Origin of the sequence: Candidatus Brachybacter algidus (genome assembly GCF_016707225.1) — a bacterium.
Lineage (GTDB): Bacteria > Bacteroidota > Bacteroidia > Chitinophagales > Saprospiraceae > Parvibacillus > Parvibacillus algidus.
Genome location: NZ_JADJID010000010.1, coordinates 1 through 25,562, shown reverse-complemented (window position 1 = coordinate 25,562; position 25,562 = coordinate 1). Strand labels below are relative to the sequence as shown.

General features: G+C 35.1%; 26 protein-coding genes and 1 pseudogene. 18 read left to right on the top strand and 9 right to left on the bottom strand.

All coding sequences use genetic code 11. The features are described from left to right. Nucleotides 1–23 precede the first annotated feature (23 nt). From dcd to alaS, 6 genes are all read right to left on the bottom strand, one after another. Nucleotides 24–560 carry a dCTP deaminase gene (gene dcd / locus IPI15_RS18730; protein ID WP_287401351.1) on the bottom strand — a complete coding sequence of 179 codons (537 nt, stop codon included), beginning with the start codon at nt 558–560 and terminating at the stop codon, nt 24–26. Nucleotides 561–624: 64 nt separating this feature from the next. Next, complete coding sequence (gene rplI, locus IPI15_RS18725; RefSeq protein WP_287401350.1) at nt 625–1,071, bottom strand: 50S ribosomal protein L9; 447 nt, start codon at nt 1,069–1,071, stop codon at nt 625–627. A 23-nt stretch (nt 1,072–1,094) separates the two neighbouring features. Then, the gene (gene rpsR, locus IPI15_RS18720) at nt 1,095–1,361 is read right to left on the bottom strand and encodes a 30S ribosomal protein S18 (protein WP_287401349.1); all 267 of its coding nucleotides are present in this window, start codon (nt 1,359–1,361) and stop codon (nt 1,095–1,097) included. 31 nt (nt 1,362–1,392) lie between these two features. After that, the gene (gene rpsF, locus IPI15_RS18715; RefSeq protein WP_287421746.1) at nt 1,393–1,878 is read right to left on the bottom strand and encodes a 30S ribosomal protein S6; all 486 of its coding nucleotides are present in this window, start codon (nt 1,876–1,878) and stop codon (nt 1,393–1,395) included. Between the two features lie 411 nt (nt 1,879–2,289). Further along, complete coding sequence (locus IPI15_RS18710; protein WP_287401347.1) at nt 2,290–2,715, bottom strand: RNA recognition motif domain-containing protein; 426 nt, start codon at nt 2,713–2,715, stop codon at nt 2,290–2,292. A 236-nt stretch (nt 2,716–2,951) separates the two neighbouring features. Beyond that, complete coding sequence (alaS, locus tag IPI15_RS18705) at nt 2,952–5,594, bottom strand: alanine--tRNA ligase (protein WP_287421745.1); 2,643 nt, start codon at nt 5,592–5,594, stop codon at nt 2,952–2,954. Nucleotides 5,595–5,782: 188 nt separating this feature from the next. Here alaS and IPI15_RS18700 point away from each other — a divergent pair, with 188 nt between their 5' ends. Both IPI15_RS18700 and IPI15_RS18695 read left to right on the top strand, forming a co-directional pair. Further along, nucleotides 5,783–6,760 carry a M23 family metallopeptidase gene (locus IPI15_RS18700; protein WP_287401345.1) on the top strand — a complete coding sequence of 326 codons (978 nt, stop codon included), beginning with the start codon at nt 5,783–5,785 and terminating at the stop codon, nt 6,758–6,760. An 84-nt stretch (nt 6,761–6,844) separates the two neighbouring features. Next, nucleotides 6,845–8,302, top strand: a complete 1,458-nt coding sequence (locus tag IPI15_RS18695) for an aldehyde dehydrogenase (RefSeq protein WP_287421744.1) — start codon at nt 6,845–6,847, stop codon at nt 8,300–8,302. A 117-nt stretch (nt 8,303–8,419) separates the two neighbouring features. Here IPI15_RS18695 and IPI15_RS20070 read toward each other — a convergent pair whose 3' ends face one another. Then, nucleotides 8,420–8,764: a fatty acid desaturase gene (locus IPI15_RS20070; protein ID WP_353738735.1), complete on the bottom strand. Its 345-nt coding sequence runs from the start codon at nt 8,762–8,764 to the stop codon at nt 8,420–8,422. Between the two features lie 61 nt (nt 8,765–8,825). Further along, nucleotides 8,826–9,779, bottom strand: coding sequence for a GSCFA domain-containing protein (locus IPI15_RS18690; RefSeq protein WP_287401343.1), 954 nt, complete (start codon nt 9,777–9,779; stop codon nt 8,826–8,828). Nucleotides 9,780–10,030: 251 nt separating this feature from the next. Here IPI15_RS18690 and IPI15_RS18685 point away from each other — a divergent pair, with 251 nt between their 5' ends. From IPI15_RS18685 to IPI15_RS20065, 11 genes and pseudogenes are all read left to right on the top strand, one after another. Continuing rightward, nucleotides 10,031–11,080 (top strand): PorP/SprF family type IX secretion system membrane protein, encoded by a 1,050-nt coding sequence (locus tag IPI15_RS18685; protein WP_287401342.1) that lies wholly within the window; start codon nt 10,031–10,033, stop codon nt 11,078–11,080. Between the two features lie 60 nt (nt 11,081–11,140). Next, nucleotides 11,141–11,557: a bactofilin family protein gene (locus IPI15_RS18680; protein ID WP_287421743.1), complete on the top strand. Its 417-nt coding sequence runs from the start codon at nt 11,141–11,143 to the stop codon at nt 11,555–11,557. A gap of 6 nt (nt 11,558–11,563) precedes the next feature. Then, nucleotides 11,564–11,794, top strand: coding sequence for an AtpZ/AtpI family protein (locus tag IPI15_RS18675; protein WP_287401340.1), 231 nt, complete (start codon nt 11,564–11,566; stop codon nt 11,792–11,794). A gap of 822 nt (nt 11,795–12,616) precedes the next feature. Next, nucleotides 12,617–16,177 carry a chromosome segregation protein SMC gene (smc, locus tag IPI15_RS18670; RefSeq protein WP_287421742.1) on the top strand — a complete coding sequence of 1,187 codons (3,561 nt, stop codon included), beginning with the start codon at nt 12,617–12,619 and terminating at the stop codon, nt 16,175–16,177. A 120-nt stretch (nt 16,178–16,297) separates the two neighbouring features. Beyond that, on the top strand, nt 16,298–16,558 hold the full coding sequence (locus tag IPI15_RS18665; protein WP_287401338.1) for a phosphopantetheine-binding protein: 261 nt from the start codon (nt 16,298–16,300) through the stop codon (nt 16,556–16,558). Between the two features lie 3 nt (nt 16,559–16,561). Further along, on the top strand, nt 16,562–17,767 hold the full coding sequence (locus tag IPI15_RS18660; protein WP_287401337.1) for a beta-ketoacyl-[acyl-carrier-protein] synthase family protein: 1,206 nt from the start codon (nt 16,562–16,564) through the stop codon (nt 17,765–17,767). 1 nt (nt 17,768) lies between these two features. Then, nucleotides 17,769–18,767 carry a beta-ketoacyl synthase chain length factor gene (locus IPI15_RS18655; protein ID WP_287401336.1) on the top strand — a complete coding sequence of 333 codons (999 nt, stop codon included), beginning with the start codon at nt 17,769–17,771 and terminating at the stop codon, nt 18,765–18,767. Nucleotides 18,768–18,803: 36 nt separating this feature from the next. Further along, nucleotides 18,804–20,030 (top strand): exodeoxyribonuclease VII large subunit, encoded by a 1,227-nt coding sequence (gene xseA / locus IPI15_RS18650; protein ID WP_287401335.1) that lies wholly within the window; start codon nt 18,804–18,806, stop codon nt 20,028–20,030. Next, nucleotides 20,031–20,219 (top strand): exodeoxyribonuclease VII small subunit, encoded by a 189-nt coding sequence (gene xseB, locus IPI15_RS18645; RefSeq protein WP_287421741.1) that lies wholly within the window; start codon nt 20,031–20,033, stop codon nt 20,217–20,219. A gap of 106 nt (nt 20,220–20,325) precedes the next feature. Next, nucleotides 20,326–21,027: a response regulator transcription factor gene (locus IPI15_RS18640; RefSeq protein WP_287401333.1), complete on the top strand. Its 702-nt coding sequence runs from the start codon at nt 20,326–20,328 to the stop codon at nt 21,025–21,027. 68 nt (nt 21,028–21,095) lie between these two features. Next, nucleotides 21,096–22,306: pseudogene (locus tag IPI15_RS20065) on the top strand (IS256 family transposase). A gap of 89 nt (nt 22,307–22,395) precedes the next feature. On the opposite strand, the gene IPI15_RS20060 reads toward IPI15_RS20065, so the two are convergent. Beyond that, a complete protein-coding gene (locus IPI15_RS20060; protein WP_502711658.1) occupies nt 22,396–22,506 on the bottom strand; it encodes a hypothetical protein in 111 nt (36 codons plus the stop codon). A gap of 359 nt (nt 22,507–22,865) precedes the next feature. On the opposite strand from IPI15_RS20060, the gene IPI15_RS18615 reads away from it, so the two are divergent. The 5 genes from IPI15_RS18615 (at nt 22,866) to IPI15_RS18595 (ending at nt 25,556) form a co-directional block, all read left to right on the top strand. Beyond that, a complete protein-coding gene (locus tag IPI15_RS18615) occupies nt 22,866–23,135 on the top strand; it encodes a TetR/AcrR family transcriptional regulator (RefSeq protein ID WP_353845335.1) in 270 nt (89 codons plus the stop codon). 493 nt (nt 23,136–23,628) lie between these two features. Further along, a complete protein-coding gene (locus IPI15_RS18610) occupies nt 23,629–23,766 on the top strand; it encodes a hypothetical protein (protein WP_287421737.1) in 138 nt (45 codons plus the stop codon). A gap of 391 nt (nt 23,767–24,157) precedes the next feature. Next, on the top strand, nt 24,158–24,346 hold the full coding sequence (locus IPI15_RS18605) for a hypothetical protein (protein WP_287421736.1): 189 nt from the start codon (nt 24,158–24,160) through the stop codon (nt 24,344–24,346). Between the two features lie 630 nt (nt 24,347–24,976). Beyond that, nucleotides 24,977–25,327, top strand: coding sequence for an efflux RND transporter periplasmic adaptor subunit (locus tag IPI15_RS18600; RefSeq protein WP_287421735.1), 351 nt, complete (start codon nt 24,977–24,979; stop codon nt 25,325–25,327). 82 nt (nt 25,328–25,409) lie between these two features. After that, entirely contained in the window at nt 25,410–25,556 is a 147-nt protein-coding gene (locus IPI15_RS18595) for an HlyD family efflux transporter periplasmic adaptor subunit (protein ID WP_287421734.1), read from the top strand. The last annotated feature ends 6 nt before the right edge of the window (nt 25,557–25,562 follow it).

Genomic DNA, 25,562 nt, shown 5'->3' with positions numbered 1-25,562 from the left:
TATGATGCTTTGGGGTAAGAACTTTAAAAATTGTTTTTCCACATCATGCTTTCAGTTGGTTTATCAGACCTAACATTATATTTTGCACTTTGTTTTTTGTTGTAATAGTTATCAATATCGCCATCAACTTTAAAATAAATTAATTGGCCGATGGGCATGCCTTTGTAAATTCTTACTAGATGCGAAACGCTAATCTCCAAGGTCCAGTGATTACAAAAGCCTACATCGCCTTTGCCTGCTGTTGCATGTATATCGATACCCAATCTACCAACAGAAGATTTTCCTTCCAGAAAGGGCACAGTTGCATGGGTCTCTGTATATTCTTCAGTGATGCCAAGATACAAAACACCTGGTTCTAATACAAAACCTTCTTCCGGAATTTCAAAAGTATTTATTTTATTATGCTTTTTGGCATCGAGTATTTCATCACAATAAGTGGCAAGATATTTGCCTAGATGAACATCATAAGAATTAGTTCCTAATGCAGATGGTCTAAATGGCTCAACCACAATAGTTCCATCATTAATGCCTTGTAATATTTGCTTGTCTGAAAGTATCATATCTTAATAAAAAAGGAGATCAACGTTAGTCGATCTCCCAGTATTCAATTAGTTGATAATGAGATTACTCTTCAATTATTTCGAAAGCTACAGATGTCTGAACATCTTTGTGTAAGTTCAGTTTAGCACTATAAGTACCAATTGATTTTACTTCTTCTTCTAAAACAATTTTCTTTCTTTCAATCTCGATACCAGCTTGTTCTTTCAATGCGTTAGCGATTTGGACATTTGTCACAGATCCGAAGATTTTACCACTTGTACCGGCTTTAGCACCGATTTTAAGTGTAACACCATCCAATTTGGCTGCCATTTCTTTGTATTCATCCAATCTCTTGGATTCTTTTTTGTCCTCTTGCTTAACCAATTCGTTTAGCATTTTTCTGTTACCTGCGTTTGCAACGATTGCAAGGCCTTGAGGAATAAGGAAGTTTCTACCGTAACCGTCTTTAACTTTTACGATTTCGTGTTTACCACCTACCTTATCTAATTCTTTTAATAGTATAATATCCATGTTATTTCTATCTTTTTAATAAGTTATTTCAATAAATCCGCTACATAAGGAAGCATGCCTAAATGTCTAGCTCTCTTGATCGCTGTAGCCATCTTTCTTTGATATTTCAAAGAGTTACCGGTAATACGACGAGGAAGAATCTTACCTTGTTCATTAATGAATTGTAATAGAAAATCTGGATCTTTAAAATCAATATGTTTGATACCGAATTTACGGAATCTGCAATATTTCTTTCTATTTTGACCTAAGCTTGGATTACTCAGGAATTTTATATCGTCTCTTGAAGCCATGTTCAATGAATAATTTAGTTAGTTAATAAGATTAGTTTGATTCAGGTGCATCGTTAACAGCAACCTCTTCAGTAGCTACATCAGTAGTAGCTTCCTGAACAGGTTCAGGACGTGGCTTGTGAGCAGGTCTTGCTGGTGGAGAATACGGCTTTGGCTCTTCAGGCTTTACCTTTTCTTTAACCTTACCTATCTTACCTTCTCTCTTATCAGCATTGTATTTGATGCCAAATTTGTCAAGGCTGACAGTAAGGAAACGCATGATGCGTTCATCACGTCTAAGAGCCAACTCCAATTTGTCGATGACAAGACCGTTTTCAGACTGGAACTCAACAGTATAGTATATACCTGTTGATCTTTTTTTGATATCATAAGCCAATTGTTTAAGGCCTAATTCATCAATAGCTATTATCTTACAACCTTCATTTTTGATCATGTCGGTATAAGTGCTTACTGTCGATTTTAAATCATCGCCCGACAGTACAGGATCTACGATGAAAGTTACTTCGAATTGCTTCATTCTTAAAGAAGTATAGTTTAATTAATTAAAAATTTTAAAATAGGGTGCAAAGGTAGCATTTATATTATATATGACCAAACTATTATAATAATAAATTGAAGAAGAGTGATCTGGTGATGAGTAATCAGTAGTCAGTAGTCAGTAGTCAGTAGTCTGTGATCAGTAATCAGTAATAAGTAATCAGTAATCAGTGATCAGTAATTAGTGATCAGTGATCAGTATTAGAATGTAGTTGACAAAAAAGGTATATCTAATTTAAAAATGGCAACTTTAGGGACAGGTCGCGACCTGTCCCTAAAGTTGCCATTTTTAAATTAAAGTAAACATCCTTACCTTTTCATCTTCTCACTACCACACAAAAAAAAGCCCGTTCAAAAATTGAACAGGCCATTTTTTATAAAGACTTTACGCTTAGTTGTAAGAGTTATTGTCTTCTCTGCTTCTGTAACCACCTCTGTTGAAGTCGCCACCACGGTCTCTGTTACGATCACCGCCTCCACCTGAAAAGCCACCAGGTCTGCTGAATTTGTTTCCACCACCAGAACCGCCGCCGAAGCCGCCTCTGCTTCCACCACCACCACCTGGTCTTCCACCAGTTTTAGGTGCAGATTCTTTAACAACGATAACACTACCGTCTAATTCAGAATCGTTAAGTTCTGCGATGGCATTCTGACCATCTGATCCGTTAGCCATTTCTACGAAACCATAACCTTTAGACATTCCTGTCTCACGGTCCATAATTACTTTCGCTTCTTTGACTTCACCGAATTGTTGAAAAATTTCAATTAAGCCTTCGCTTGTTGTACTGTTGCTTAATTTAGCTACAAAAATGTTCATTAGAAAAAATTAAAAAATTAAAAAAAAAATTGTGAGTGTGACATAGATCCGAAATGATTTTGAATAACTATAAAGTTGATTCTATTCCAACCCGGTGCTTAATCCATTACAAAGATAATCGTATTAATCAATTATTAGTTTTTATTTTATATTACTATTTTGTTAAATTTTATCAAATCTGATTTTTTTAAATTTAATATCCAAATTCTATTGCTTTGAGTGACTGGTTGGCCAGATTAAATAACTAATTTTTTTATATCTAACAATGCTTCGTCAAGGCCTTCTACCCTATCTCCTCCAGCTGTTGCATATCCTGCTTGACCTCCTCCGCCACCATTTATCCTAGTAGCTACACTTTTAATCAATTCACCGGCACTAAGTGCTCTTGATTGAATTAGATCTTCTGATATGTTTATTTGTATTGTTGCTTTACCATTGGTTTCATTTCCTAACACAACTACTCCACTGCCCATTTCTCTAATGAGATTAAAACCAAGATTTTTCAATAATTTACCATCTGAAATGTTTGTCCTTGAAGTAATCATATTGACAGCTCCTATCATCTGAACGTTGTTTAATAAATCTTTTTGAATCTGACTAACCTTTTCAAGAGAGAATTGATCCAATTGTTTGCCAAGTGCTACATTTTCTAGTTGCAACTCCTCAACTTTGATTTTTAAATCTTTAGGATTATTCAATAATGATTTCAATGCCTTGACTTCATCCTGAAATTCATTTAAGTACGATAAGGCAGCACTGCCAGTCATTGCAACAACTCTTCTTACTCCTGCCGCTACAGCAGATTCAGTTGATATCTTGAATATCCCAATTTCCCCTGTAGAGGCGACATGTGTCCCACCACATAACTCTACTGAATAGTTTGGATCAATAATAACTACCCTTACTTCATTTCCATATTTTTCTCCAAATAACGCCATAGCGCCTGTCTTCATAGCCTCATCCTTTGGCATGGTAGTAATGACTACAGGGATATTTTGTCTAATTCTTTCATTTACAAGTGCTTCAACCGACTTTATTTCTTGGTCCGTCAACTTTGCAAAGTGAGAAAAATCAAATCTTAACATCACCTCATTAACCAGACTTCCCTTTTGAACGACATGCTTACCAAGTATTGCTCTCAATGCTGCATGCATTAGGTGCGTGGCTGTATGATTCAGTGTGATGAGATGTCTGCGAGTGGCATCCACCTCTGCATATAAATCTAATGCAGGATTTGACGGCAAATTATCAGTAGTGTGTATGATCAGGTCATTTTCCTTTCTTGTATTTATGACGTTGATAATTTCTTTGCCAGAAGTCAATTGGCCTAAATCTCCAACTTGTCCACCGCTTTCAGCATAGAATGGGGTCTCTTTTAGTACGATTTGATATCCTTTTTGCTCCTTTTGTCTAAAAGCCCGATATTTTATAATAGAAGTCTCTGTACTTAATTTATCATAACCTATGAACTTGACTTCAACATCCTCTTTGAGTATAACCCAATCTTCATTTTCAACAACTGAGGATGCCCTACTTCGATCCTTTTGAAGTTTAAGTGCTCGATCAAATCCAGCGACATCCACTTCTTTTCCTTTCTCGTGTGCCATAAGAATTGAAAGGTCGATCGGAAAACCAAAGGTATCCATAAGTTCAAAAACCTTATCTCCTGGCAAAACATCACTTGATTCAGAAACTATTTGCTCAAATCGCTTAATACCGGAGTCTAGTGTCTTAAGGAAAGAAATCTCTTCTTCATGTATTGCTCTTTGGACAAAATCCATTTGCTGATATAGTTCGGGGAAAACATTCTTAAATTGCATGGCAAGGACAGGAACAAGTTGTGACATCAATGGCTCCTTAAAATTAAGAAAGGAAAAATAATATCGAATTGCTCTTCTCAATATCCTCCTGATCACATAGCCTGCTCCCGTATTCGAAGGAAGTTGACCATCTGCTATCGTAAAGCATATTGCTCTGATATGGTCTGATAGCACTCTAAAAGCAATATCTGCTTTAGACATTGTCCTACCGTAATGCATGCCAGTAATTTCCTCGATTTTTTGCAATGTAGGGGTAAATAAATCTGTATCGTAGTTTGATTGTTTATTCTGAAGAACACGCACAAGTCTTTCAAACCCCATTCCTGTATCAACATGTTTAGCAGGCAACTGGCTTAAACTCCCATCTTTTAGCCGGTTAAATTGAATAAATACATTATTCCAAATTTCTATGACTTGAGGATGATCGTTATTGACAAGGGAGGCACCATCAACAAGTAATTTTTCTTCTTCTGTTCTGCAATCAACATGGATCTCGGTACAAGGTCCACAGGGACCTGTATCTCCCATCTCCCAAAAATTATCCTTTTTATTACCTAAAAGAATTCTTTCCTTGGGTAAATATTTAGACCATTCATCAAAGGCTTCCTGGTCCATAGGTATGTTTTGTTCTTTATCACCTTCGAAAACAGTCGCATAAATTTTATCTAAAGGAATACCAAATTTATCATGTAACAATTCCCATGACCATTGAATTGCCTCTTTTTTAAAATATCCGGCTGTAGGATTTTTAGGATCACCAAATGACCAATTACCAAGCATCTCAAACATGGTATGGTGATATGTATCCACCCCAACTTCTTCAAGATCATTATGCTTACCACTTACTCTAAGGCACTTTTGAGTATCTGCTACTCTATGATATTCAATAGAACTATTACCTAGAAAAAGATCCTTAAATTGGTTCATTCCGGCATTTGTAAACATCAAAGTTGGATCATTTTTAACCACTATTGGTGCAGAAGAAACGATTTGGTGCCCCCTTTCTTGAAAATATTTTAAAAATATGTCGCGAATTTCATCAGAAGTAAAGTTGCTCACAGGTTATTTTATTTTAATAGTTATGCTTTTATGTATGCAATTTAAATAACATATATATAAAATATATATAATAATTTGTTTAATCCTTGGGTAATTGGACATCAGGATGTATTTTTGCGCATCCCGTGTTCATTTAACCTAAATTTTACTTATTGCTGCGCAAAAGTAAATAAACCATTATTAGGAAAATGCAGAAAAAAGAAAAAATTGTTTTTAATAAAGAGACTTTACAGTTTGAAACCGTAAAGTCAGGTAGTTATCTCAAAGGTATTTTCTTTACCTCTATTCTCTTGATCTCAGGATTGACTTTTGGATATTTCGAATACAATACGTCAATTAGAACCAATACGGATAACGATTTCGCAGCTTATGAACTTAAAAAGCTCGAAGACAAATATGCCTTGATCGATCAGAAGCTCAATAAATTTTCAACTAGCCTTGACAAACTGCACAAAAAAGATGCTCAGATCTATAGTGTAGTAATGGGCGTTACACCTGTAGATGAGGATATTTGGCAAGGTGGTACCGGTGGTAAACAATCTAACAACTCTTTCGCCAACTTATTCAACTTGAATATTAATAAAATAGAAGATAAAGCCGACAAACTTAACCACCAGATTAGTTTGCAAACTAAATCTTTAGACAAAATGTATAGAGAAGCACTCGAGCATGAGGATTATCTTGAATGTGTCCCAAGCATTAAGCCGGTTAAAGAAGGTGCTTTAAACAGAGATATAACCTTGTTATCTGGTTTTGGTAGAAGATTACATCCTGTTTTTAAGATATGGAAAAAACACACCGGGATAGATTTTTCATGCCCAAGAGGCACACAAATAGTCTCCTCCGGGAAAGGAGTTGTTCTTAAAATCAATGGTAATGGCAGAGGCTTTGGAAAACACGTGCTAGTTGATCATGGATATGGACTGCAAACCTTATATGCACACATGTCTGAGATCGATGTTCATGTCGGACAAAAAGTAGAAAGAGGATCACCACTTGGCAAAGTTGGTGCAACAGGAACTGCTACCGCTCCGCACCTTCATTATGAGGTGCATAAGAATGGCGAACCTATTGACCCAATTGACTTTGTTTTAGATGGTCTGAACCCTGCAGAATATAATGCTTTATTAAAGCAAGCTGCAATCGAAGGAAAATCTATGGATTAATGCCAAAAATTAATCCTTCAAATTAATTCAAATATCTGTTTGTATATCAATTACTTAGGCTTACCTATATTTATTTCCCTTTAAATGAAAGTGATTAAAAATTTTATTGGAGGCCAATTTTATGATGCAGTTTCCAATAATTTCCTAGACAATGTGACCCCGTCCTCAGGCTTGGTTTATGGAACAATCCCAGATTCAGATGAAGAAGATGTAGCATTAGCAGTCACTGCTGCCAAAAATGCTTTCCCTTTATGGTCTCAAACATCTTTGGATTTAAAGTTTCAAATTTTAAATCGTATCTCCGACTTGATCAATGAGAATCTTGAAGCGTTGGCTTTAGCAGAGTCTATTGATAATGGAAAACCTCTTTGGCTTGCGAGAAGAGTAGACATACCTAGAGCAGCATCAAATTTTCAATTTTTTGCAACAGCTCTAAAGCATTATGCATCAGAATCTTATCTAAACCCACCTAATGTAATATCTACTACCCTGCGCCAGCCTATAGGCATAGTTGGATGTATTTCACCATGGAACTTGCCATTGTATTTATTTACATGGAAAATAGCTCCCGCACTTGCTGCAGGAAATTGTGTGATTGCAAAACCATCAGAAGTCACTCCCATGACAGCTTTCTTGTTAGCTCAAATTTGTAAAGACGCCGGACTGCCTGATGGAGTTCTGAATATTTTACACGGAACAGGCCCCAAGGTTGGTTCAGCTATTGTAGAACATCCAATGATCAAAGCAATTTCTTTTACCGGTGGAACTGCTACAGGCCAGCAAATAATTCGGACTGCCGGTCCAATGTTTAAAAAATTATCACTTGAATTAGGCGGAAAGAATGCTTCCATCATCATGGATGATTGTGATTATGGGTTAATGATGAAAGAAACAGTTAGATCAAGTTTTGCCAATCAAGGCCAAATATGCCTCTGTACTAGTAGATTGCTAATTCACGAAAGCATATATGACAAGTTTAAAGCAGATTTCACATCTATTGTTGGTAAGATGACTGTGGGCAATCCGTTGGATGAATCAATAAAGATCGATCAAGGTGCTATTGTTTCAGAAATGCACTATAATAAGGTTCTTAATGCAATTCAGCGAGCACGAGATGAAGGGGGAACCATTCTATCCGGAGGGGCAAAAGTAGTTCTGGACGGAGAATTGGAAAATGGATTTTACATTCGTCCTACCATTATCGAAGGATTAGGTCCTGAAACACGCACTAATCAGGAGGAGATATTCGGTCCTGTGGTAACCTTACAGAAATTCTCGACAAAGGAAGAAGCGCTGGCCCTTGCGAATGCCAGCAAATATGGCTTGGCATCAGTTATTTGGTCACGAAATACTGATCACATACATTTTCTAAGCCAAGGCCTAGAATCCGGTATAGTATGGATAAATTGCTGGTTAGTCAGAGACCTAAGAACCCCATTTGGAGGAATAAAACAATCAGGTATTGGCCGAGAAGGTGGTTGGGATGCCATGAAGTTTTTTACTGAGGTAAAAAGTATTACGCAGGTGATTCCAAAATCCTAGATGCTTCAATCAATTGTAGAGGTTCCAATTGCTCTCAAAAACGTATTAAAAGTTAGAAATCAGAAATTAGAAATTAGAATGAGGCTTCGATAGTAGTGTCCAGCAGCTAGATACTTCTTACAGAATGCGATTTGCTTTTATTTGCATTCTTTCGAAGTATGGGTCTAATCTTCTAGCCAATTCTTTCCAATTTTTATGTGGAACCATTGGATATAGATGATGTTCCAAATGATAAAGGTGCTCTAAAGAAATTATAGAGTAAAATTTCCCCCTAAAAAGCCTTGTTTGCAATAATTCATTTGAACCTTCAGGTGCGTGTACCAAGTAAGATGTGAAAAATGGAATAATCCAACTGCCCATGATACTTAGCAAAATGTATAATATTAGAAATATTGAAATTTGAATAAAAAATATTTCACCTAAAATTATGAGTATAATAATGCCTAACTCAAGAAAAAACAGCAGCCATTCCTTCTTACTGCCATTATTAAGTACTCACTAGCATTATCAATTCTCATTGCCGTTATATGTTTAAATATGGATACTTAAGGCTTAACTCGCTCCGCTTCGTTTCAATAGTATTTTGAAGTTGAGCTGACTCCTCTGAATCGGGAAATAATGGCCGATGAGCACTAAGGCTATTAAAAGCCTCTATTTCTTTTAAAACCTTTTGATCAGTGGCAGTGAAATATGTTTTTTGGAAATATTGCCAGACTAAATCCACAGCTACTTGACTGGGATGTATCATATCACTTTTGTAAAAGCGATAATCCCTCAACTCATCCATAATGATCTCATAAGCAGGAAAGTACTCAATATTCTCGGGATATAATTCAATCAGCTTATTAAGTGCAACGAATAGGATTGATTTACTTAATTGATTCTCAACAAAACCGTCTTTAGCGTACCTCACTGGACTTACAGTTATGATCACCCTGAATCCGGGTTCAATCGGCAACATTTTTTCTAAATAAATGACATATTGATTTACTAACTCGTCTACAGTTAGCATTTTTCTATGAAATATAGAACTGGGCTGTTTATGACAGTTGGCCACGACTTGACCGGTTTCTTTGATGCGATATATAATAGCGCTTCCCCATGTAATAATTCTTACAGGATGCTCAACATTGTAGTGGATACTCTGCTGAACTAAAGAATTTATTTTATTTAATAAAATTTCTCTATCCTGATGCTTAAATGACCCATGATGTTCCCAGGAAAAGAATTGATTATTATGAATTTGAAGTTCACTTTGGATGTATAATTGTTCTTTCCGTATTCTTTCTAAAATATTAAGAATGGAAAGCGGATTAAAAAGTATACCAGCAGGGTTGTTAATCACAGAAAGCCCGGATTGGATTAACTTTTCACTTATTTCTTCAGAAAAACACGATCCAATCATCATGCATTTACTTGCCAGTGAAATAGGGCGAGATGGTGGAATGCGTATTATTGTCCTGAAAAGTGGATCCATGCAGTTTTGAGTTAAGTGTCAAAAGTAAAAAAAGATTATACTTTCTGTACATTTAGCATTAATATATAGATATTTAACAAGTGTTATATATTGTATAAATGAACACATAGTAGTGTATTATCGTAATGAAATCATAAAACGCAAAATTTAATATTGAAAATTTTAACTTTAAAATGAAATTTTAACATGCTTCATATTCAAAATATTTATACCTTTACTTCTATTGTTTTTAAGCTAAATATATATTTCAAATGCAGAAATCTTTACTATTAGTAATTCTTATGACTTGCGCAGCTTTAGTCACGCGTGCTCAGGACATTCATTTTTCTCAATTTTACGCTTCACCCCTTAACTTAAACCCAGCACTTACAGGTGTAATGAACTGCACTGATAGGCTTACAATGGTTTACAGAAACCAATGGGCAAGCGTTCTAAAAAGTAATGCTTTTAACACCATTGGTGTATCATATGACAGAAAAAACACTGTAGGCCGAAATGATTATTGGGGTTTCGGTGTAAATCTTTGGGCTGATAGAGCAGGTGAATTAAATTTCGCTACTGTTTCTCCACAAATAGCTGCCAGCTACAGCAAAAAAATGGGCGGTTCAAGAAAGTCTGCCCACTATCTTTCATTCGGTGTCGAAGGTGGTGCATCAAATAGAAGTATTGATTTTTCATTAGCCAAATGGGGTTTGCAAGGAAAAGATGGTGTACATCATCCAGATTTCCCATCAAATGAAAATGAAGCAAATTTTGACAAGTCATTCTGGTTTGGTGAATTATCAGCCGGTTTACTATGGTTCTCTACATTTGATGAAGATAATAGCTTTTATGTTGGTGGTGCTTTTAGCCACATTACAAAACCAAGTCAATCATTCTTAGTAGATGGACCGGATGTTCCATTATATGGTAAGATCACAGCTCATGCTGGAGGGGATTTTGCCATCACAGATCAATTGAGTCTGGTACCGGGAGTTGTTACATACTTCCAGGGACCTTCTTTCCAATTAAATGCTGGTACTTCACTAAGAGTATGGTTAGATAAAAGCAGATGGAGTCGTCAGGATATACAATTTGGTATTTGGACACGTATATCTAATCATTGGCAAAAAGCACTTGATGCTGATGCAATTATTCTTTCTACAAGATTGGATTATAATCAGTTCACAATAGGTTTTAGTTATGATTTAAATATTTCTTCTCTAACTCCAGCAAGTAATTATAATGGAGCAGTTGAATTTTCTTTAGGTTATTTGATCTGTGGTCCTGAGCGTAGAGGTGTTTATTGCCCTACTTTCTAATCAGTATTCTGATATTATATCGGATCTAGGAGTCTTCCTCTTTAGAAATAAAAAAATAATATGTTCAGTTCGAAAAAGAACGGCAATGGTTCATCTATGGAAGCGTTTTCAATAAACAGTATTGGTTTAGGTTCAACTATTTCAGGTGATATTGTCGCTAAAAATGATTTTAGGATAGATGGAGCTTTAAATGGCAATTTGACGTGCGATGCACGCATTATTATTGGTGAAAGTGGCAATATTGAGGGCAACATTATTTGCGCTTCTGCTGTCATTCAAGGTAAATTGACCGGGACCCTAAAAGTATCCGATACGCTCGAAGTGAATAGTAAAGCTATCATTAACGGTGAAGTATCAACCGGCAGATTGATCATCGAAAACGGTGCCATCTTTAATGTTAAATGTCAGATGGGTATGGCAGCAGGAAACAAACAGAATATTTCTAGTTCTAAAAGCAACACTAAAGAGTTAACTTAAATCATCTTGGAACCAAATCAACCTCAGCTTAAAGAAAAGTCCACCGCATACCTCAAATATTCTAGTTTAGGTTTTCAGCTTGTTGCAGTTATGTTAATATCTGTATTTTTGGGAGGTTATCTTGATAAAAAATGGAATGCCGGCAACCCACGATATTTTACTGTAGGACTAATTATGGTGCTTACTTCAGCATATTTATATAAAATCATTAGAGAACTTACAAAAGAGAAGCAATAGTTTTCTCTCCCAAATCATGCTATGCCATTTAAAAAGTTTCTTCTTTATCTTACCCTTTTCAGTGGTTTGGCATTAATATTGCATTTCTTGCTAATACTTAACTCTACCTTAGCAGTTTATGCTGATTTTTCATATTTGAGCATTGTCTTCTTCATAGGATTATCAGTTATATTTTATTACTTAGGTCAAATTGTATCTCGAAGTAAGAATCTTTATCTTTTCAATGGCCTGGTGGCATTTATTGTAATTACTAAAATGACTTTCTGCACCCTTCTGATCATTGTTTATTTTAAAAAAATGCACCCTCCTGATAAGTTCTTTGTTGTACCTTTTTTCCTATATTATATTATATATACCATTTTTGAATTATTCTTTATGTCAAAGTTTGCCCACAAAAAAATCAATTGACGCTGCGCTAACTTGGGCAATGAGTAATGGGTATTAATCAGCAATCAGTAATCTAAAGTTTCAAAATTATAGGAAGCATTCCATCTGTGTGAAAATTTTGTCAAAGACAAAATCTCTCCGTAATCTCTCTTAAGTGATGTTGTAAAAATTTACTTTTTATGATCGTTCAATTCAAAATGAATATCTCAATCTTTACGCTCAAATAAGTCATTAATCTGAGTAAAATTGATCAATTTATAGATAATGATTATTTTGAACTAAATTGCCTCTGTGATACAAAAAATCTGTAATGGGTAATGTGTGGTCGGTGATCAAAGTCTTTCCGGAAGGAATAGAATTCAGTACATATTCACATTTCTTTTATATATTCAATAGATATACCTTTCATCAATTTTTTAATACTTTCGCACTATAATGCGTTTCTCCAGATTAGAAATAAAAGGGTTTAAAAGTTTTGCGAATGAGACTGTCATTCACTTCAATGAGGATGTGACAGGAATTGTTGGGCCCAATGGTTCTGGAAAATCTAACATTGTTGATGCTATAAGATGGGTTCTGGGTGAACAAAAAAGCACTGAACTCCGATTGGATAAAATGTCTAACATTATATTCAACGGTACAAAGTCAAAGAAACCTGCAGGAATGGCTCAGGTATCTCTTGTCTTTGAAAACAATAAAAAGATCCTTCCCCTTGACTTTAACGAAGTAACAGTCACCCGGATCCTGTATCAGAATGGTGACAGTGAATACAAGCTCAACAATGTCACTTGCCGGCTGAAAGACATTTACTCATTGTTTGTAGATACAGGTGTAGGCAGCAATACATATGCCATTATTGGTTTTGGAATGGTAGAAGACCTGCTGAATAATAAAGATAATTACCGCAGGATGATGATCGAGCAGGCCGCCGGCATCTCAAAATATAAATCCAGAAAAAAAGAAACCCTCTCCAAACTGCAATCGACACTCGACGACCTTAGCAGAGTAGATGATCTATTAGCAGAGATTGAGGGTAATATGAATACACTCAGAAAGCAAGCAAGAAGAGCGGAAAAATATCTTGAACTTAAAGAGCGATATAAGGCCAATGCTTCTACTCTATTCAACCACCAAATAAAATCAATCAATGAAAGTATCATTTCAACTTTTGAAAAATATGAAAGGGAAAGAAAAGCAGCGGAATTAAAGGAAACAGAGATCCACAATATCGAAGCATTGGTCGAAGTTCAGAAAGCCGCTTTGCTTGAAAAGGAATTAGTTCTTTCTGAATTTCAAAAGAAGACTAATATTATTCTGGAAAATCAAAAGGCGCTTGAAAAAAAGCGAGATATGAATATCCAAAGAATAGCCTTCATAAAAAGTAGAGCTGATCAGTCTATTTCGGACTTGGGTAAGCTAAAAATGCAGCTCCAGGAATTGAATATGCAAAAGTCAGCTTTGATAACTCAACTACCTGATACTGAAACTGAAATTATTTCGCTCAAAAGTGATCTGGAAACGAAAGAAGCCCAATTAAAAGAGATTAAACTACAATTGGGATCAATAGAGTCAGGACTTGCACCAGTACTCGCTGCATATGATGCCGCCAATAATCGCCAATACGAGATAGAAAAACAAAATGCTATAGCCAATGCTCAGTTGTTGTCAATTCAAAGCGATACAGGAAAGAACAAAGCTCATGAAGAAGAGTTATCGAATCAATTAACTTCTTTAACGAACCAGCTTAACATTGTAATCAGCGTATCAACAACAAAAACGCAGGAGCTAAACGCGGCATTGGACATTGTAGAATTAGAAAATGCAAATCTGGCTTTAAAAAAAGAAGCGTTAGAAGGATTTACAGAAAAGAAAAAGCTTTTAGAAAGAAGATCAGACAACATTGAACACGAATCAAAGTTACTAAGATCCTTGATCGACAATTTGGAAGGCTATCCCGAAGCGGTTAAATACTTGTCAAGTAATGTAGATAAATCCAGAAAATTTTACCTATTAGCAGACCTGATTAATTGCGATGAAAAATATCGGACAGCCCTTGAAAATTACCTGGCACCATATTTGACTAATTTTGTAGTCCCTGACTACAATGATGCATTTAACGCTATCAATTTATTGAGTTCTAGTCAAAAGGGAAAGGCGGGCTTCTTTATTATGGAGTCATTTAAGGACAAAAAAAATGGAAGCCCGGATATTGATGGTGCCATTCCGCTCACATCATTAATACAATGTCACCCACAATACCAACCTTTATTTAATCATCTACTGCAAGATGCTTATTTGGTGCATAAAGTAGGAGCATCCAGTTTTGATTCCTTGAAGATATATCCCGGGGCACACTTCATAGCAGAAGATGGTAGTATCATAGTGAGTCGTGGTCAAGCAGCTGGAGGTTCAATAGGATTAGTGGAAGGAAGCCTACTAGGCAGAAAATTACGTTTGGAAAATCTGGAGGAAGAAATCAGAATTTTGAAAAAGGAGGATAGTGAATTATTTATTAAGATTTCAGACCTGGAAGATGAAATAAAATTAATCAACCAAATGACTGTCCGGCCTCAAATTGAAATATTGCAGAAGGAGCTACAGAAACTTAATGATAACTCTTTACAACTCAAAGTAAAAATTGAAAATGTAACGTTGCAACTCCAGAAAATAACTTCAGATGAGTTGCTTCTTATGCAAAAATTGACAGAATTTCATGCTGTAATAGAAAATAATGCCGCGCCTTTGGTGCTCTTAAAAGCTGATTTGATAAAGCTGAACATTGAAATACAGCAAAATAAAACAAACCAGAAGGAAAAGGGTGATGAATTTAACCAGCTAAATACATTGATCAATTCTTTGAAGATGAATCTTGTTCAGGTTGAAAACAAAAGCAACAGCATCAATAGAGAAGTCAACTTAATAGATCAACAAATCATCAATTTAAATAATAATAGCAAACAACTTGAGAATACTCAACAACAAAGTTTAATCGAAATTGCATCACTGGAAAGTAACATTCATGAGACAGAAAGTGAAATCGTCGCTATGTCAGCAGCTTTCAAAGGATCTCAAAATGAATTGTCAGAAGTGGAAAAACTATACTTTTCTGATAAGAAAATAATCGCTGAAGAAGAACAAAATATTAAAATAAATCAAAGGAATTTGTCGGGAATACAAACTATGGCAAATGAATGGAAAGATAAGTGGCAAGCAGCAAAATATGAAGCTAAAAGAATAGAAGATAACTTTGAAATAGAATTTGGTGCTATACCTGAACAAGAATCAGAAGCGTCTGGAGCAGAAAATGATATTTCTGTCATAGCTGACCAAAATTTAAAGCTGAAGAATTCAATTCTGCAATTTGGGGAAGTAAATCCATTAGCACTCGAAGCTTATCAGGAGATCAAAATCAGATATGATGAGATCGTAGCGCAGAAAACCGACATACTTGAATCAAAAGAAATGTTAGCCCAAACATTAAATGAGCTTGAAGCCACTTCTACAACTAAATATTTATCAGCCTTTGATCAGGTAAGAGATAATTTTAAAATGGTATTCAGAAGCCTCTTCACAGAAGATGATGATTGTGATCTAATAATAGAAAATGAAGGAAATCCATTGGATTCAGATATTTCAATTATTGCTAAACCAAAAGGTAAGAGACCTCAAAGTTTGAATCAATTGTCGGGAGGTGAAAAAACATTAACCGCAATAGCATTTTTATTTTCTCTATATTTATTAAAACCTGCACCTTTTTGCATCTTTGATGAATTAGATGCACCATTGGATGACGTCAATGTAGAAAAACTGAACAGGATCATAAGGAAATTCAGCGCTCAGTCGCAGTTTATTATTATTACACACAATAAGGCAACAATGGCTTCTGTAGATGTGATGTACGGTGTTTATATGGAGCAGCAGGGAATAAGTGGCTTGAGTAAGGTGGATTTTAGAGCATATGAACATAATATGATTCTTGAAAAAGTAGAGAATTAAAGTTACTTGCTGTAAAATTATTGATGCGCCTTCACTTTCACAACCTTACCAAGATGTGAAAGATTATACCAAAGATTTTTTTATGTTTGTACTGAATTTTAAATGAATAGTTATAACCAAATGGAAGATTTAATTCAAAAATTAAAAATTGAGATCATTGAAGCATTAAATCTTCAGGATTATTCACCTGCAGATATTGATTCCGATGCGCCTTTATTCGGAAGTGGTCTTGGTTTGGACAGCATTGATTCGCTCGAATTAATGGTTTTGCTAGAAAGGAATTACGGCATTAAAATCGAAGATCCACGAAAAGGCCGTGAGGTATTGGAAAGTGTACGTTCTATGGCTCAATTTATTCAGTCGCAAGAATCTGAAGCATAATATATGAACGGCCTGTCCGAAGTTTGGATTACAGGTATTGGTATTGTCTCTCCTTTAGGTATTGGTTTTGAAGAAAATATTCAAAAATTAAAATCAGGTGTTAGTCCACTTAATAAATTAACCGGGTTTAATTCTATACACAATGGTCTTTTGACAGTAGGCCAAATACCGTTTTCTAATGATGAGCTGAAAGACAAGCTTTACATCAGTAATATTTTGAATTACAGCCGCACCACCCTACTTGCATTGATTGCAGCTCGCGAAGCCTTAAAAGGTATTGACTCAAATGAATTAATGAAAAATATTTCCTTAGTTTCTGCTTCTACTGTTGGGGGAATGGGAAATACAGAATCACATTTCTCTGACATACTTAAAAAAGTTTATACACCTGATATTGATTTTATTGAAGAGATGGACTGCGGTTCTATAGCGAGATCCTTGATCAAGGAATTGCAAATAAAAGACGATTTCTATACAATAAGCACAGCATGTTCTTCATCCAGTAATGCCATTATGATGGGTAGTCGTTTTATTCAGACAAGCAAGAAAAAAATGGTATTGGTGGGAGGTAGTGATTCATTGAGTAAATTCGTCATCAATGGTTTTCTTTGTTTGAAAAATGTTGATCCAGAACTCTGCAAACCATTTGACCAAGACCGAGTTGGACTTAATTTAGGTGAAGGGTCAGCTTTTTTACTCCTGGAAGATAGCATCCATGCTATTAATAGAAATGCTATACCTTATGCTAAGGTAAGTGGATATTGCAATGTTAATGAGACATACCATATGACAGGTTCCTCACCGGAAGGAACTGGTGCTATTTTAGCTATGAAAGGTGCATTGAGCAACGCATATCTTAATTCAACCGACATTGAATTTGTGCACGCTCACGGGACTTCCACTGCTGATAACGATCTTGCTGAAAGTATAGCAATTAAAAATGTTTTTGGGCAACAACAATTGTTCGCATCGAGCAAACCTTTTACTGGTCATACACTTGCTGCAAGCGGAGTTATTAGTAGTGCATTAAGTATCGGCTGTATGCAACAAGATTTTATATTTCCTAATCTAAATTTCAAAACCCCAATAGAAAATGTGGGTATGAATCCTAATACTAGAATGATTAAAGGATTGGATGTTAATCATACCATGATCAATTCATTTGGCTTTGGAGGAAACAATACTTCACTCATCATAAGCCGAACTTGAAATGTATATATTATCCATCCATTCCGTAATTCCTTCTTCTAAAGATCCTAGCCAATTAGCTGGTAAGATGTATTTAGAAATGGCGGAACAAGATTTCTCAGATCTCTTTGAAAGAAATGAAATGAGGAGGTTAAGTAAATTGATCAAAAATGGAATTGGATGCGGATTGAGAGTGCTTAAGAATAGTAATCAACATAAAATAGATGCCATCATAACGGGAACCGGGAAAGGTAGTATCTCCAAAATCGAACAATTTCTATCTGATATTGACACTTATAAAGAAACAGCTCTCAATCCCAGTATATTTATTCAATCTACGCACAACACTATTAATGGTCAGATCGCTCTAAAAACTGGCAGCAATACTTATAATGTAACACATGTTAATCAAGGCATGACTCTTAGCAATGTGTTGAGTGATGCTGAATTATTTTTGTTACAGCATCCGGATGCATTGATATTGGTTGGAGTTTTTGAAGAAAATACTGAATTTAATATTGAAATTCATAATTCAGCTGGGCTTAGCGGCATAGAATCAGATGGAAGTTACCAAATAAAGTGGGGTGAGAGTGTTACCTTTTTTATATTATCAGGGAAAAGCACTCCTGGCAAAGTGAAAATAACATCCTCTAAGACCTACACTAATTTTAATGATTCAAATCATTGGGAGTCGTTAATAAAAGATATAAAATTAGATACATCAAAAATAAATAATACAGCCTTTTTGCTGGGACATAATAATGCGATTGAACTAAATAGCTATTATGTTGACATAATAAAATATTTGAATGAATCCAAAATTCCATTTAAAGGTTTTAAAGAAGTCACTGGCGAGCATGACACTGCTGGTGGTTATGCTATAGACCTTGCAAATCAGATTTTAACAAATGAAGTCACTTTCAATGAAATGTTTCAAACAGAAAATGTACAAAAAATAATCATCATCAATCATTTTAAAGATTACATGTGTCACGTATTGACTTTAGAACTAGCTGATTAATTTGTGTAATTTTGCATCAATAATGGTCAAACACTTATGAACAAAAAATCCTATTCCTTATTAGAGCTAAATACTTTTATAAAAAGAATTTTAGCATTAAATTTTGATCAGGACATCTGGGTGAAGGCAGAAATCCTGAGCTTGAATATAAAGAAAGGACATTACTACCTAACCCTCATCCAAAAGGAAGAAGGAAGTAATGAAATAGTGGCACAAATAAATGCCACAATATGGTCGACAGAAGTACAAAGAATTAAAAAAACAAATCCTGATCTTGATAGCTACTTTATTGCAGGACATGAAGTTATGTTGGGGGGGACTCCTATTTTCCATGAAAAATTCGGTCTGCAACTAAGGATTTCTTCTATTGATACTGCATTTACCAGAGGAGCTCTTGACCAAAAAAGGGAAGAATTATTTAATCGTATAAAAGTTGAAGGTCTGCATGAGATAAATAAAACCCTTAAACTCCCACTCGCCTTCAGAAACATTGCAATCATCTCTTCGGTCAATGCAGCCGGATATATTGATTTTATAAATCATTTACAGCATAATCCATATAAATTGACATTTGGGTTACATCTTTATGATAGTGTAATGCAAGGCATCAGCATTGAAAGTGAAATGATTAAAAGCTTGGATCAAATAACATCAGGTCATTTAGAATTTGATGCTGTAATTATCATCCGTGGTGGTGGGTCAAAGGTGGATCTTTCCGGATTTGATAATTATAATCTAGCACAGAAAATTGCTAATTATCCAATTCCCGTTTTTACAGGTATCGGACATGATATTGATATTTCAAGTCTTGACCTGGTCGCGCACAAATATTTTAAAACTCCTACAGCCGTAGCTGAATATTTTATTGAAACTAATAGTAGTTTCCTTGGCGAAGTTCACGAGCAGGTGAAAAAAATATTGAATATAGCGCAGAACGCTTTTACTCATATAAATTATGATTTAAAATCCATATTGAATAATTTAAGAAATGCATCTAAGGATAAAATAACTGGATTCAAATACAACCTGGATAAAATAAAGGGAGAAATCTATAAATCAGCCCAGATAAAGATTAATCATTCACAATTTTCTATAGAATCAATCAAGCAAAAAATAAACCTGCAGAATCCTTTAGAAATTTTAAAGAAGGGATATGTTATCGTAGTTCAAAATAATAAAAAGATAAAAACCGTCAAGGATTTTGACATATCTAAACCTGCTGACTTAAACTTTGCAGATGGTGTAATAATAGTAAAACATTAAATGGCTAAAAAAACAGAATTTTCTTTCAACGAAGCAATGGAGGAATTAAAAAGTATACTTACCAGGATTGAGAGCGAAGATCTTGAAATAGATGCAATACCTGCGCTCATTAATAGAGCAAAGGAGCTTCAAATAATTTGTCAAGAGAAATTAACGCAATTGCAACTTATCATTGATGATGATAAGTAGTATAATGACTATTTGTATGAAATTTATTGAAACTTAACTATAACTTAATATAGGATCGGTCATAGACATTACGATAGAAATGTACTTTTACATTCAAATAAAGTCTATGACGCAAACGATAACACAAATGGCTTCAAGAATACTAATTGTGGATGACGAAGAGGATATCAGAGAGATATTGCAATTCAATCTTCGGAAAGAAGGTTATGTAGTTGAAGTTGCAAAGAGTGGTAAGGAAGCACTTAAAATAGCTGATGAATTTCTTCCGGACCTAATCGTTCTTGATCTCATGATGCCGGAGATGGATGGTGTCGAAGTGTGTAAGATACTGCGACAGAACGAATTACACAATGATACAATTATAGCATTTTTAACGGCACGCAATGAAGATTACACACAAGTAGCTGCTTTGGATACAGGAGGAGATGATTTTATCTCCAAGCCAATTAAACCAATGGTATTGATCAGTAGAATAAAAGCGCTACTTAGAAGAACAACTAATTCGGAAGGACATAGCAATAAGCATATTTCAATTATCAATAACTTAACCATTAATCGTGAACAACATGTTGTAATGAAAGATGGTCAAAAGATAGACCTTGCAAAGAAAGAATTCCAGTTGTTAAACCTTATGATCAGTAAACCGGGAAAGGTCTTTACAAGAGATGAGATTTTTAGAAAAATATGGGGAAACGATGTCATAGTTGGCAATAGAACCATTGATGTGCATATTAGAAAGATTCGTGAAAAAATTGGAGAAGAAATAATTAAGACCGTTAAGGGAATTGGTTATAAATTTGATTTTTGATGGTACTAAGCCATAAAGTGTGTAAGTTATAAAAATGAATAAATTTATAACGAAAAACAAAAAAGCAAATGGATTCAAAAGATTTTATCAGTGATGAGATTTTAAAGCAATTTAAGACAGGAGATGAATTGATGAGTTTTCTAACATCGATTCAAAAACGAGGGATAGAAAAGATACTAGAGGGCGAAATGGATAGCCACTCTTGGATATGAAAAGCACGATAAAACCGGTGCACCAAACTCAAGAAATGGGTTTAGTAATAAGAAGATTAAAACTAGTTTTGGAGAGGATAACATTCAGGTACCAAGAGATAGAGATGGTAGTTTTTCACCGATGCTTGTTCCAAAGCGAAAAGGAATGGCTGAAGGTATAGAAAATATCATCATTTCATTGTATTCAAGGGGCATGAGTAATAGCGATATAGAAAACCAGATCAGGGATCTATACAATGTAGAAGTATCAACTTCAACGATTTCAAGAATAACAAAATGCTATAACAGAGGATATTGTAGCATGGCAAAATAGGCCGCTGGAAGATGTCTATTTGATTGTCTGGTTAGATGGAATTGTATTTAAGGTAAGAGAACAATCCAAGGTAATAAACAAGACGATTTATATAGCGATCGGCCTGAGGCAAGATGGTATAAAGGAAGTGTTGGGTTTGTGGCTAGGGTGGAAAGAGAGCTCCAGCTTTTGGATGAGTGTATTGACAGACATGAAAGCACGTGGTGTAAATGATATACTCATAACAGCTACAGACAATTTAAATGGTTTTACGGAAACGATCAAAACGGTTTTCCCACAATCAAACACTCAAATATGCATTGTCCATCAGATCAGAAATGCATGCAAATTTGTGTCATATAAAGACCGAAAGCCATTTACAGCTGATATGAAGAAAATATATGGAGCGCCAACGAAACAATCAGCAGAGGCAGCATTTAAGGACTTTGCAATGACTTGGGAAGATAAGTATCCGTATTCAGTACAATCATGGAGGACTAACTGGGATGAATTAACGACTTTTTTCAGCTTCCCTTAGAAATCCGTAAGATTATGTATACAACTAATTTAATAGAGAACCTGAATGGAAAAATCAGAAAATATATACAAAAACAAGCTTTCTTTTCCAACTGATGAATCTGTTATGAAATCAGTTTATCTGGCCATAAGAGAAGCTACAAGGAAATGGTCCATGCCTATTCATAACTGGGGCGTGGTAACCAATCAATTTATTATTATCTTTGGAGAGAGATTAACCAATTTTATGAAAGCTTAGGGGAGCCCAAAAAACAACTTACACACTTTGTGGGATAGTGTCTTTTGATCAATTCTACGCTTATTTTCTTTTTATAAGTTGCCATTACTTTAAGTATTTCGGAACATTTCCCGATAAACACTTTGGTAACTTAATTGGTTAATAAATTTACATTCAAAAAGTAATTCCAACCAAAATTGGGTTTCATCACATTCCTCCACAACAATAAACAACTTTGAATATTTCTCTTTTAAAGACCGTGCTCTGCAAGTCGCACCCTATCACACATTAACCACTCATGTCTTTCGTCGATTATTTTATCCCATTCGTCGATTATTTTGCTCCATCCTACCCAATATATCTACATTTCCAAATTAAACAAACGTTTAATTATGCCCCGAAAAAGATATACCAAATAAAAAAAAAAAAAAAATTTATGTTAGGCATTAAAAAGTTAGTTTTAAATACGGTGGAAAACGTTTTTTGTTTTTTGTTTCCAAAACGAAAATTAAATATATCCTCGCCGCATTATTTAAATAACATAATGTTCCGAACTAAAAGAACAAATAAAATTTAAAGCATTTCAAACATTTTTGAACATGGTTTTCGATCTGTGACCATGGACTTCCATCTTTGCAAAGAACTCACGATGTCCAAGAAAACACTTTACCAATTCTTCTCCAACAAGGAAGAACTATTGACTGAATGCATTGCATCCTTCCAAGCTAGGAATCAAGAGCAATCTGATGCAATTCAAAAAGAGGCCTCTAATCCATTAGAACTTATATTTTTGGTTTTTAGGCATTTCACAGAAGGAGGCCCAACAAAAACAATCAATAAAAATACCTGATCTAAAAATATTACTTCGATATATGGGAAAATGCAAATAGTTGCAATGAACATTACAAGTCATTAATAAAATTTAGACAATCTGAAAGAAGGTAAAAAGCAGGTCTTTACAGAGAAGATCTGAATGAAAAATAATAGCAAAGCTTTACCAAAAGACATTGCTACTTTCTGACCAGGATTTTTTCCAATAAATGAATTCCTGACCTGTAGAGGTAATTCATGAGTTAGTCGTCTACCACTTGAACGGTATATGTACAGATAAAGGCAGAAAGCTAATTAATGATTACAGCTTATAAAATACTTTAACAACTAATCAAACCGAAAAATATGTCAAAACGGAATTTAAAACATTTATTGCTCAGTTGCTTTGTAGCCATATCCTTTGGCAGCAAATGCCCAACAAAATTTTTCTGTGGAAGAAGCAGTCCAATATGCCATCAGAAATCATAGCAGCACTAAAAGATGGAATGAAATCTCTCAGATGCTGAAGCTCAATGAAGCGATTAAAGCAACAGGTTTGCCCTCAATTAAATGGTTCTGCTGAATATCAGTATTTTATTGAAGTGCCTGCGATGCCTTTACCGAAGGAGTTCGATCCAACCGGCGAAGGTGGAACTATAGGCCTTTCGTGAAAAGAAATAATCTTAATCTAGGGCCTAAATGCAAGTATGCTTGTATCGGATTTATCATATCTTGTGGCATTAAAAGCCGCTAAATTGTATAGGAGAATATGTCAGGTCTCAAACTGAAGCCAACTCCAATTACTATTAGAAAAAATGTAACTGATTCATACACACTGTATTGATTGCAGAAAAGAATAAAAGCACAATTAGAAAAGAACATTAACATTTATCCAGACGCTTAGAAAAGAAGTCGGTGAGATATATAAAGCAGGACTAAATGAGAAGTTAGATGTAGACAGAATTGATTTAAGTATCAGGTGTTTTACAATCAACAATAAACGCATTGAGCAGAAATATTGAAATACTGAAAAATGTACTAAAATTCCAAATGCAACTGCCTATGGACCAACAAATAACGTTGACGGATAATTTTGATGTAATATATAATGAAGCTCAAACAGAACAAAGTAAATCTGTTGAGCAAATTGAACATTCAAAAGGACCTGAATACAGATCTTATTGGAAAAGGAAATTGAATTGGCAAAGCTGGATATCCATCGTTTTAAAAAGGATATCTTCCATCCCTTAGTGTTTTTAATCTTTGGCCGGTTTTCAATCGGACAATATATTCAAATCAGGTGGTTTATGGATAACAACATCTCTAGTTGGTATAAAATTAGCAGTACCAATTTATGACGGAGGCGCCAAAAAGCTAATATCCAAAGAGCTCAAATCGTAGCTGAAACTAACATTATCGACAGAAACGATTTTGAGAGAGCTACCAACCTCGTGGAAGCAATAAATGCTCAACAATCTTACCTCAACGCATTAAAAACAGTTAAAGACAAAACAAAAGTCTCTGGACCTCGCGCAGGAAATCTTTCGCGTTTCTCAAGTGAAATATAAGGAAGGAATCGCGGCCAGTTTCGAAACTCAACAAGCTGAAGCAGAATTAGCAGAAGCGCCCAAGCGGGCTTGATCCAGGCTCCGTCAGAAGTCATTACTTCTAAATTTGCCATTGAAAAGCACTAGCAACTTCGAATAATTAAAAACGAAATAACTTATATCAACATACAATCATAAAAAATGAATTCAAAAATACCGACTTCCGTATTGCTATCTAGCGTCGATCATGCAATCATGGGCAGGTCCTTCAGATGAGAAAACACTTATTGCCAAGCAAAAATAACTCGACCAAAAGAAGCACAAAGAGATAATCTTGAGAAAGAAATCGCTATTCTTAAAAGAAATCGCAAAGTTTGATAAATCATCAAAAATTGAATTAGAAAAACTGGTTGGCATCACTCCGGTAGTGACTAAGCAGCTTTTACCTCTCAAGGAAGTAATGGGTAAAATAGATGTCGATGCAAATGCCCAAATTTCCGCTTCAATGCCTGGTACTGTGACAACCATCTTTGTAAAAGAAGGTACTCATGTTAAAACAGGTCAAACATTGGCTCAAATTGACAATGAATTGGTTAGTGAAATATCACTCAAGCAAAACAAGCAGGGAGCTTCACCACAGAACTATACAAAAGCAAAAGCACTTTTGGGACCAGAAGATCGGTAGCGAAGTTCAATAATTTCTTAATGCCAAAACAACAAGGATAATGCTACAGCTTCTTTAAATACAGTGTATCAGCAGAATGACAATGTATAAAATAAAAGCGCTATATCCTGGAGTGGTGGATGAAGTTAGCATCAAACTTGGCCAAACTACTTCGCCCGGTATGCCAGCATTTAGAATAGTTGGAACAAAAGGCCTTAAGCTCAAAGTCATTGCTCAACTATATAAATAAGGTAAA

Excerpts from the sequence above, each read along its gene's own strand:
- xseA (WP_287401335.1), top strand. The coding sequence starts at position 18,804 with ATGAACAAAAAATCCTATTCCTTATTAGAGCTAAATACTTTTATAAAA.
- IPI15_RS18660 (WP_287401337.1), top strand. The coding sequence starts at position 16,562 with ATGAACGGCCTGTCCGAAGTTTGGATTACAGGTATTGGTATTGTCTCT.
- IPI15_RS18605 (WP_287421736.1), top strand. The coding sequence starts at position 24,158 with ATGGACCAACAAATAACGTTGACGGATAATTTTGATGTAATATATAAT.
- IPI15_RS18595 (WP_287421734.1), top strand. The coding sequence starts at position 25,410 with ATGTATAAAATAAAAGCGCTATATCCTGGAGTGGTGGATGAAGTTAGC.
- IPI15_RS18655 (WP_287401336.1), top strand. The coding sequence starts at position 17,769 with ATGTATATATTATCCATCCATTCCGTAATTCCTTCTTCTAAAGATCCT.
- IPI15_RS18665 (WP_287401338.1), top strand. The coding sequence starts at position 16,298 with ATGGAAGATTTAATTCAAAAATTAAAAATTGAGATCATTGAAGCATTA.
- IPI15_RS18695 (WP_287421744.1), top strand. The coding sequence starts at position 6,845 with ATGAAAGTGATTAAAAATTTTATTGGAGGCCAATTTTATGATGCAGTT.
- rplI (WP_287401350.1), bottom strand. The coding sequence starts at position 1,071 with ATGGATATTATACTATTAAAAGAATTAGATAAGGTAGGTGGTAAACAC.
- xseB (WP_287421741.1), top strand. The coding sequence starts at position 20,031 with ATGGCTAAAAAAACAGAATTTTCTTTCAACGAAGCAATGGAGGAATTA.
- IPI15_RS18710 (WP_287401347.1), bottom strand. The coding sequence starts at position 2,715 with ATGAACATTTTTGTAGCTAAATTAAGCAACAGTACAACAAGCGAAGGC.
- rpsF (WP_287421746.1), bottom strand. The coding sequence starts at position 1,878 with ATGAAGCAATTCGAAGTAACTTTCATCGTAGATCCTGTACTGTCGGGC.
- IPI15_RS18700 (WP_287401345.1), top strand. The coding sequence starts at position 5,783 with ATGCAGAAAAAAGAAAAAATTGTTTTTAATAAAGAGACTTTACAGTTT.
- IPI15_RS18680 (WP_287421743.1), top strand. The coding sequence starts at position 11,141 with ATGTTCAGTTCGAAAAAGAACGGCAATGGTTCATCTATGGAAGCGTTT.
- dcd (WP_287401351.1), bottom strand. The coding sequence starts at position 560 with ATGATACTTTCAGACAAGCAAATATTACAAGGCATTAATGATGGAACT.
- IPI15_RS18640 (WP_287401333.1), top strand. The coding sequence starts at position 20,326 with ATGACGCAAACGATAACACAAATGGCTTCAAGAATACTAATTGTGGAT.
- IPI15_RS18690 (WP_287401343.1), bottom strand. The coding sequence starts at position 9,779 with ATGGATCCACTTTTCAGGACAATAATACGCATTCCACCATCTCGCCCT.
- smc (WP_287421742.1), top strand. The coding sequence starts at position 12,617 with ATGCGTTTCTCCAGATTAGAAATAAAAGGGTTTAAAAGTTTTGCGAAT.
- IPI15_RS18685 (WP_287401342.1), top strand. The coding sequence starts at position 10,031 with ATGCAGAAATCTTTACTATTAGTAATTCTTATGACTTGCGCAGCTTTA.
- rpsR (WP_287401349.1), bottom strand. The coding sequence starts at position 1,361 with ATGGCTTCAAGAGACGATATAAAATTCCTGAGTAATCCAAGCTTAGGT.
- IPI15_RS18610 (WP_287421737.1), top strand. The coding sequence starts at position 23,629 with ATGAAGCGATTAAAGCAACAGGTTTGCCCTCAATTAAATGGTTCTGCT.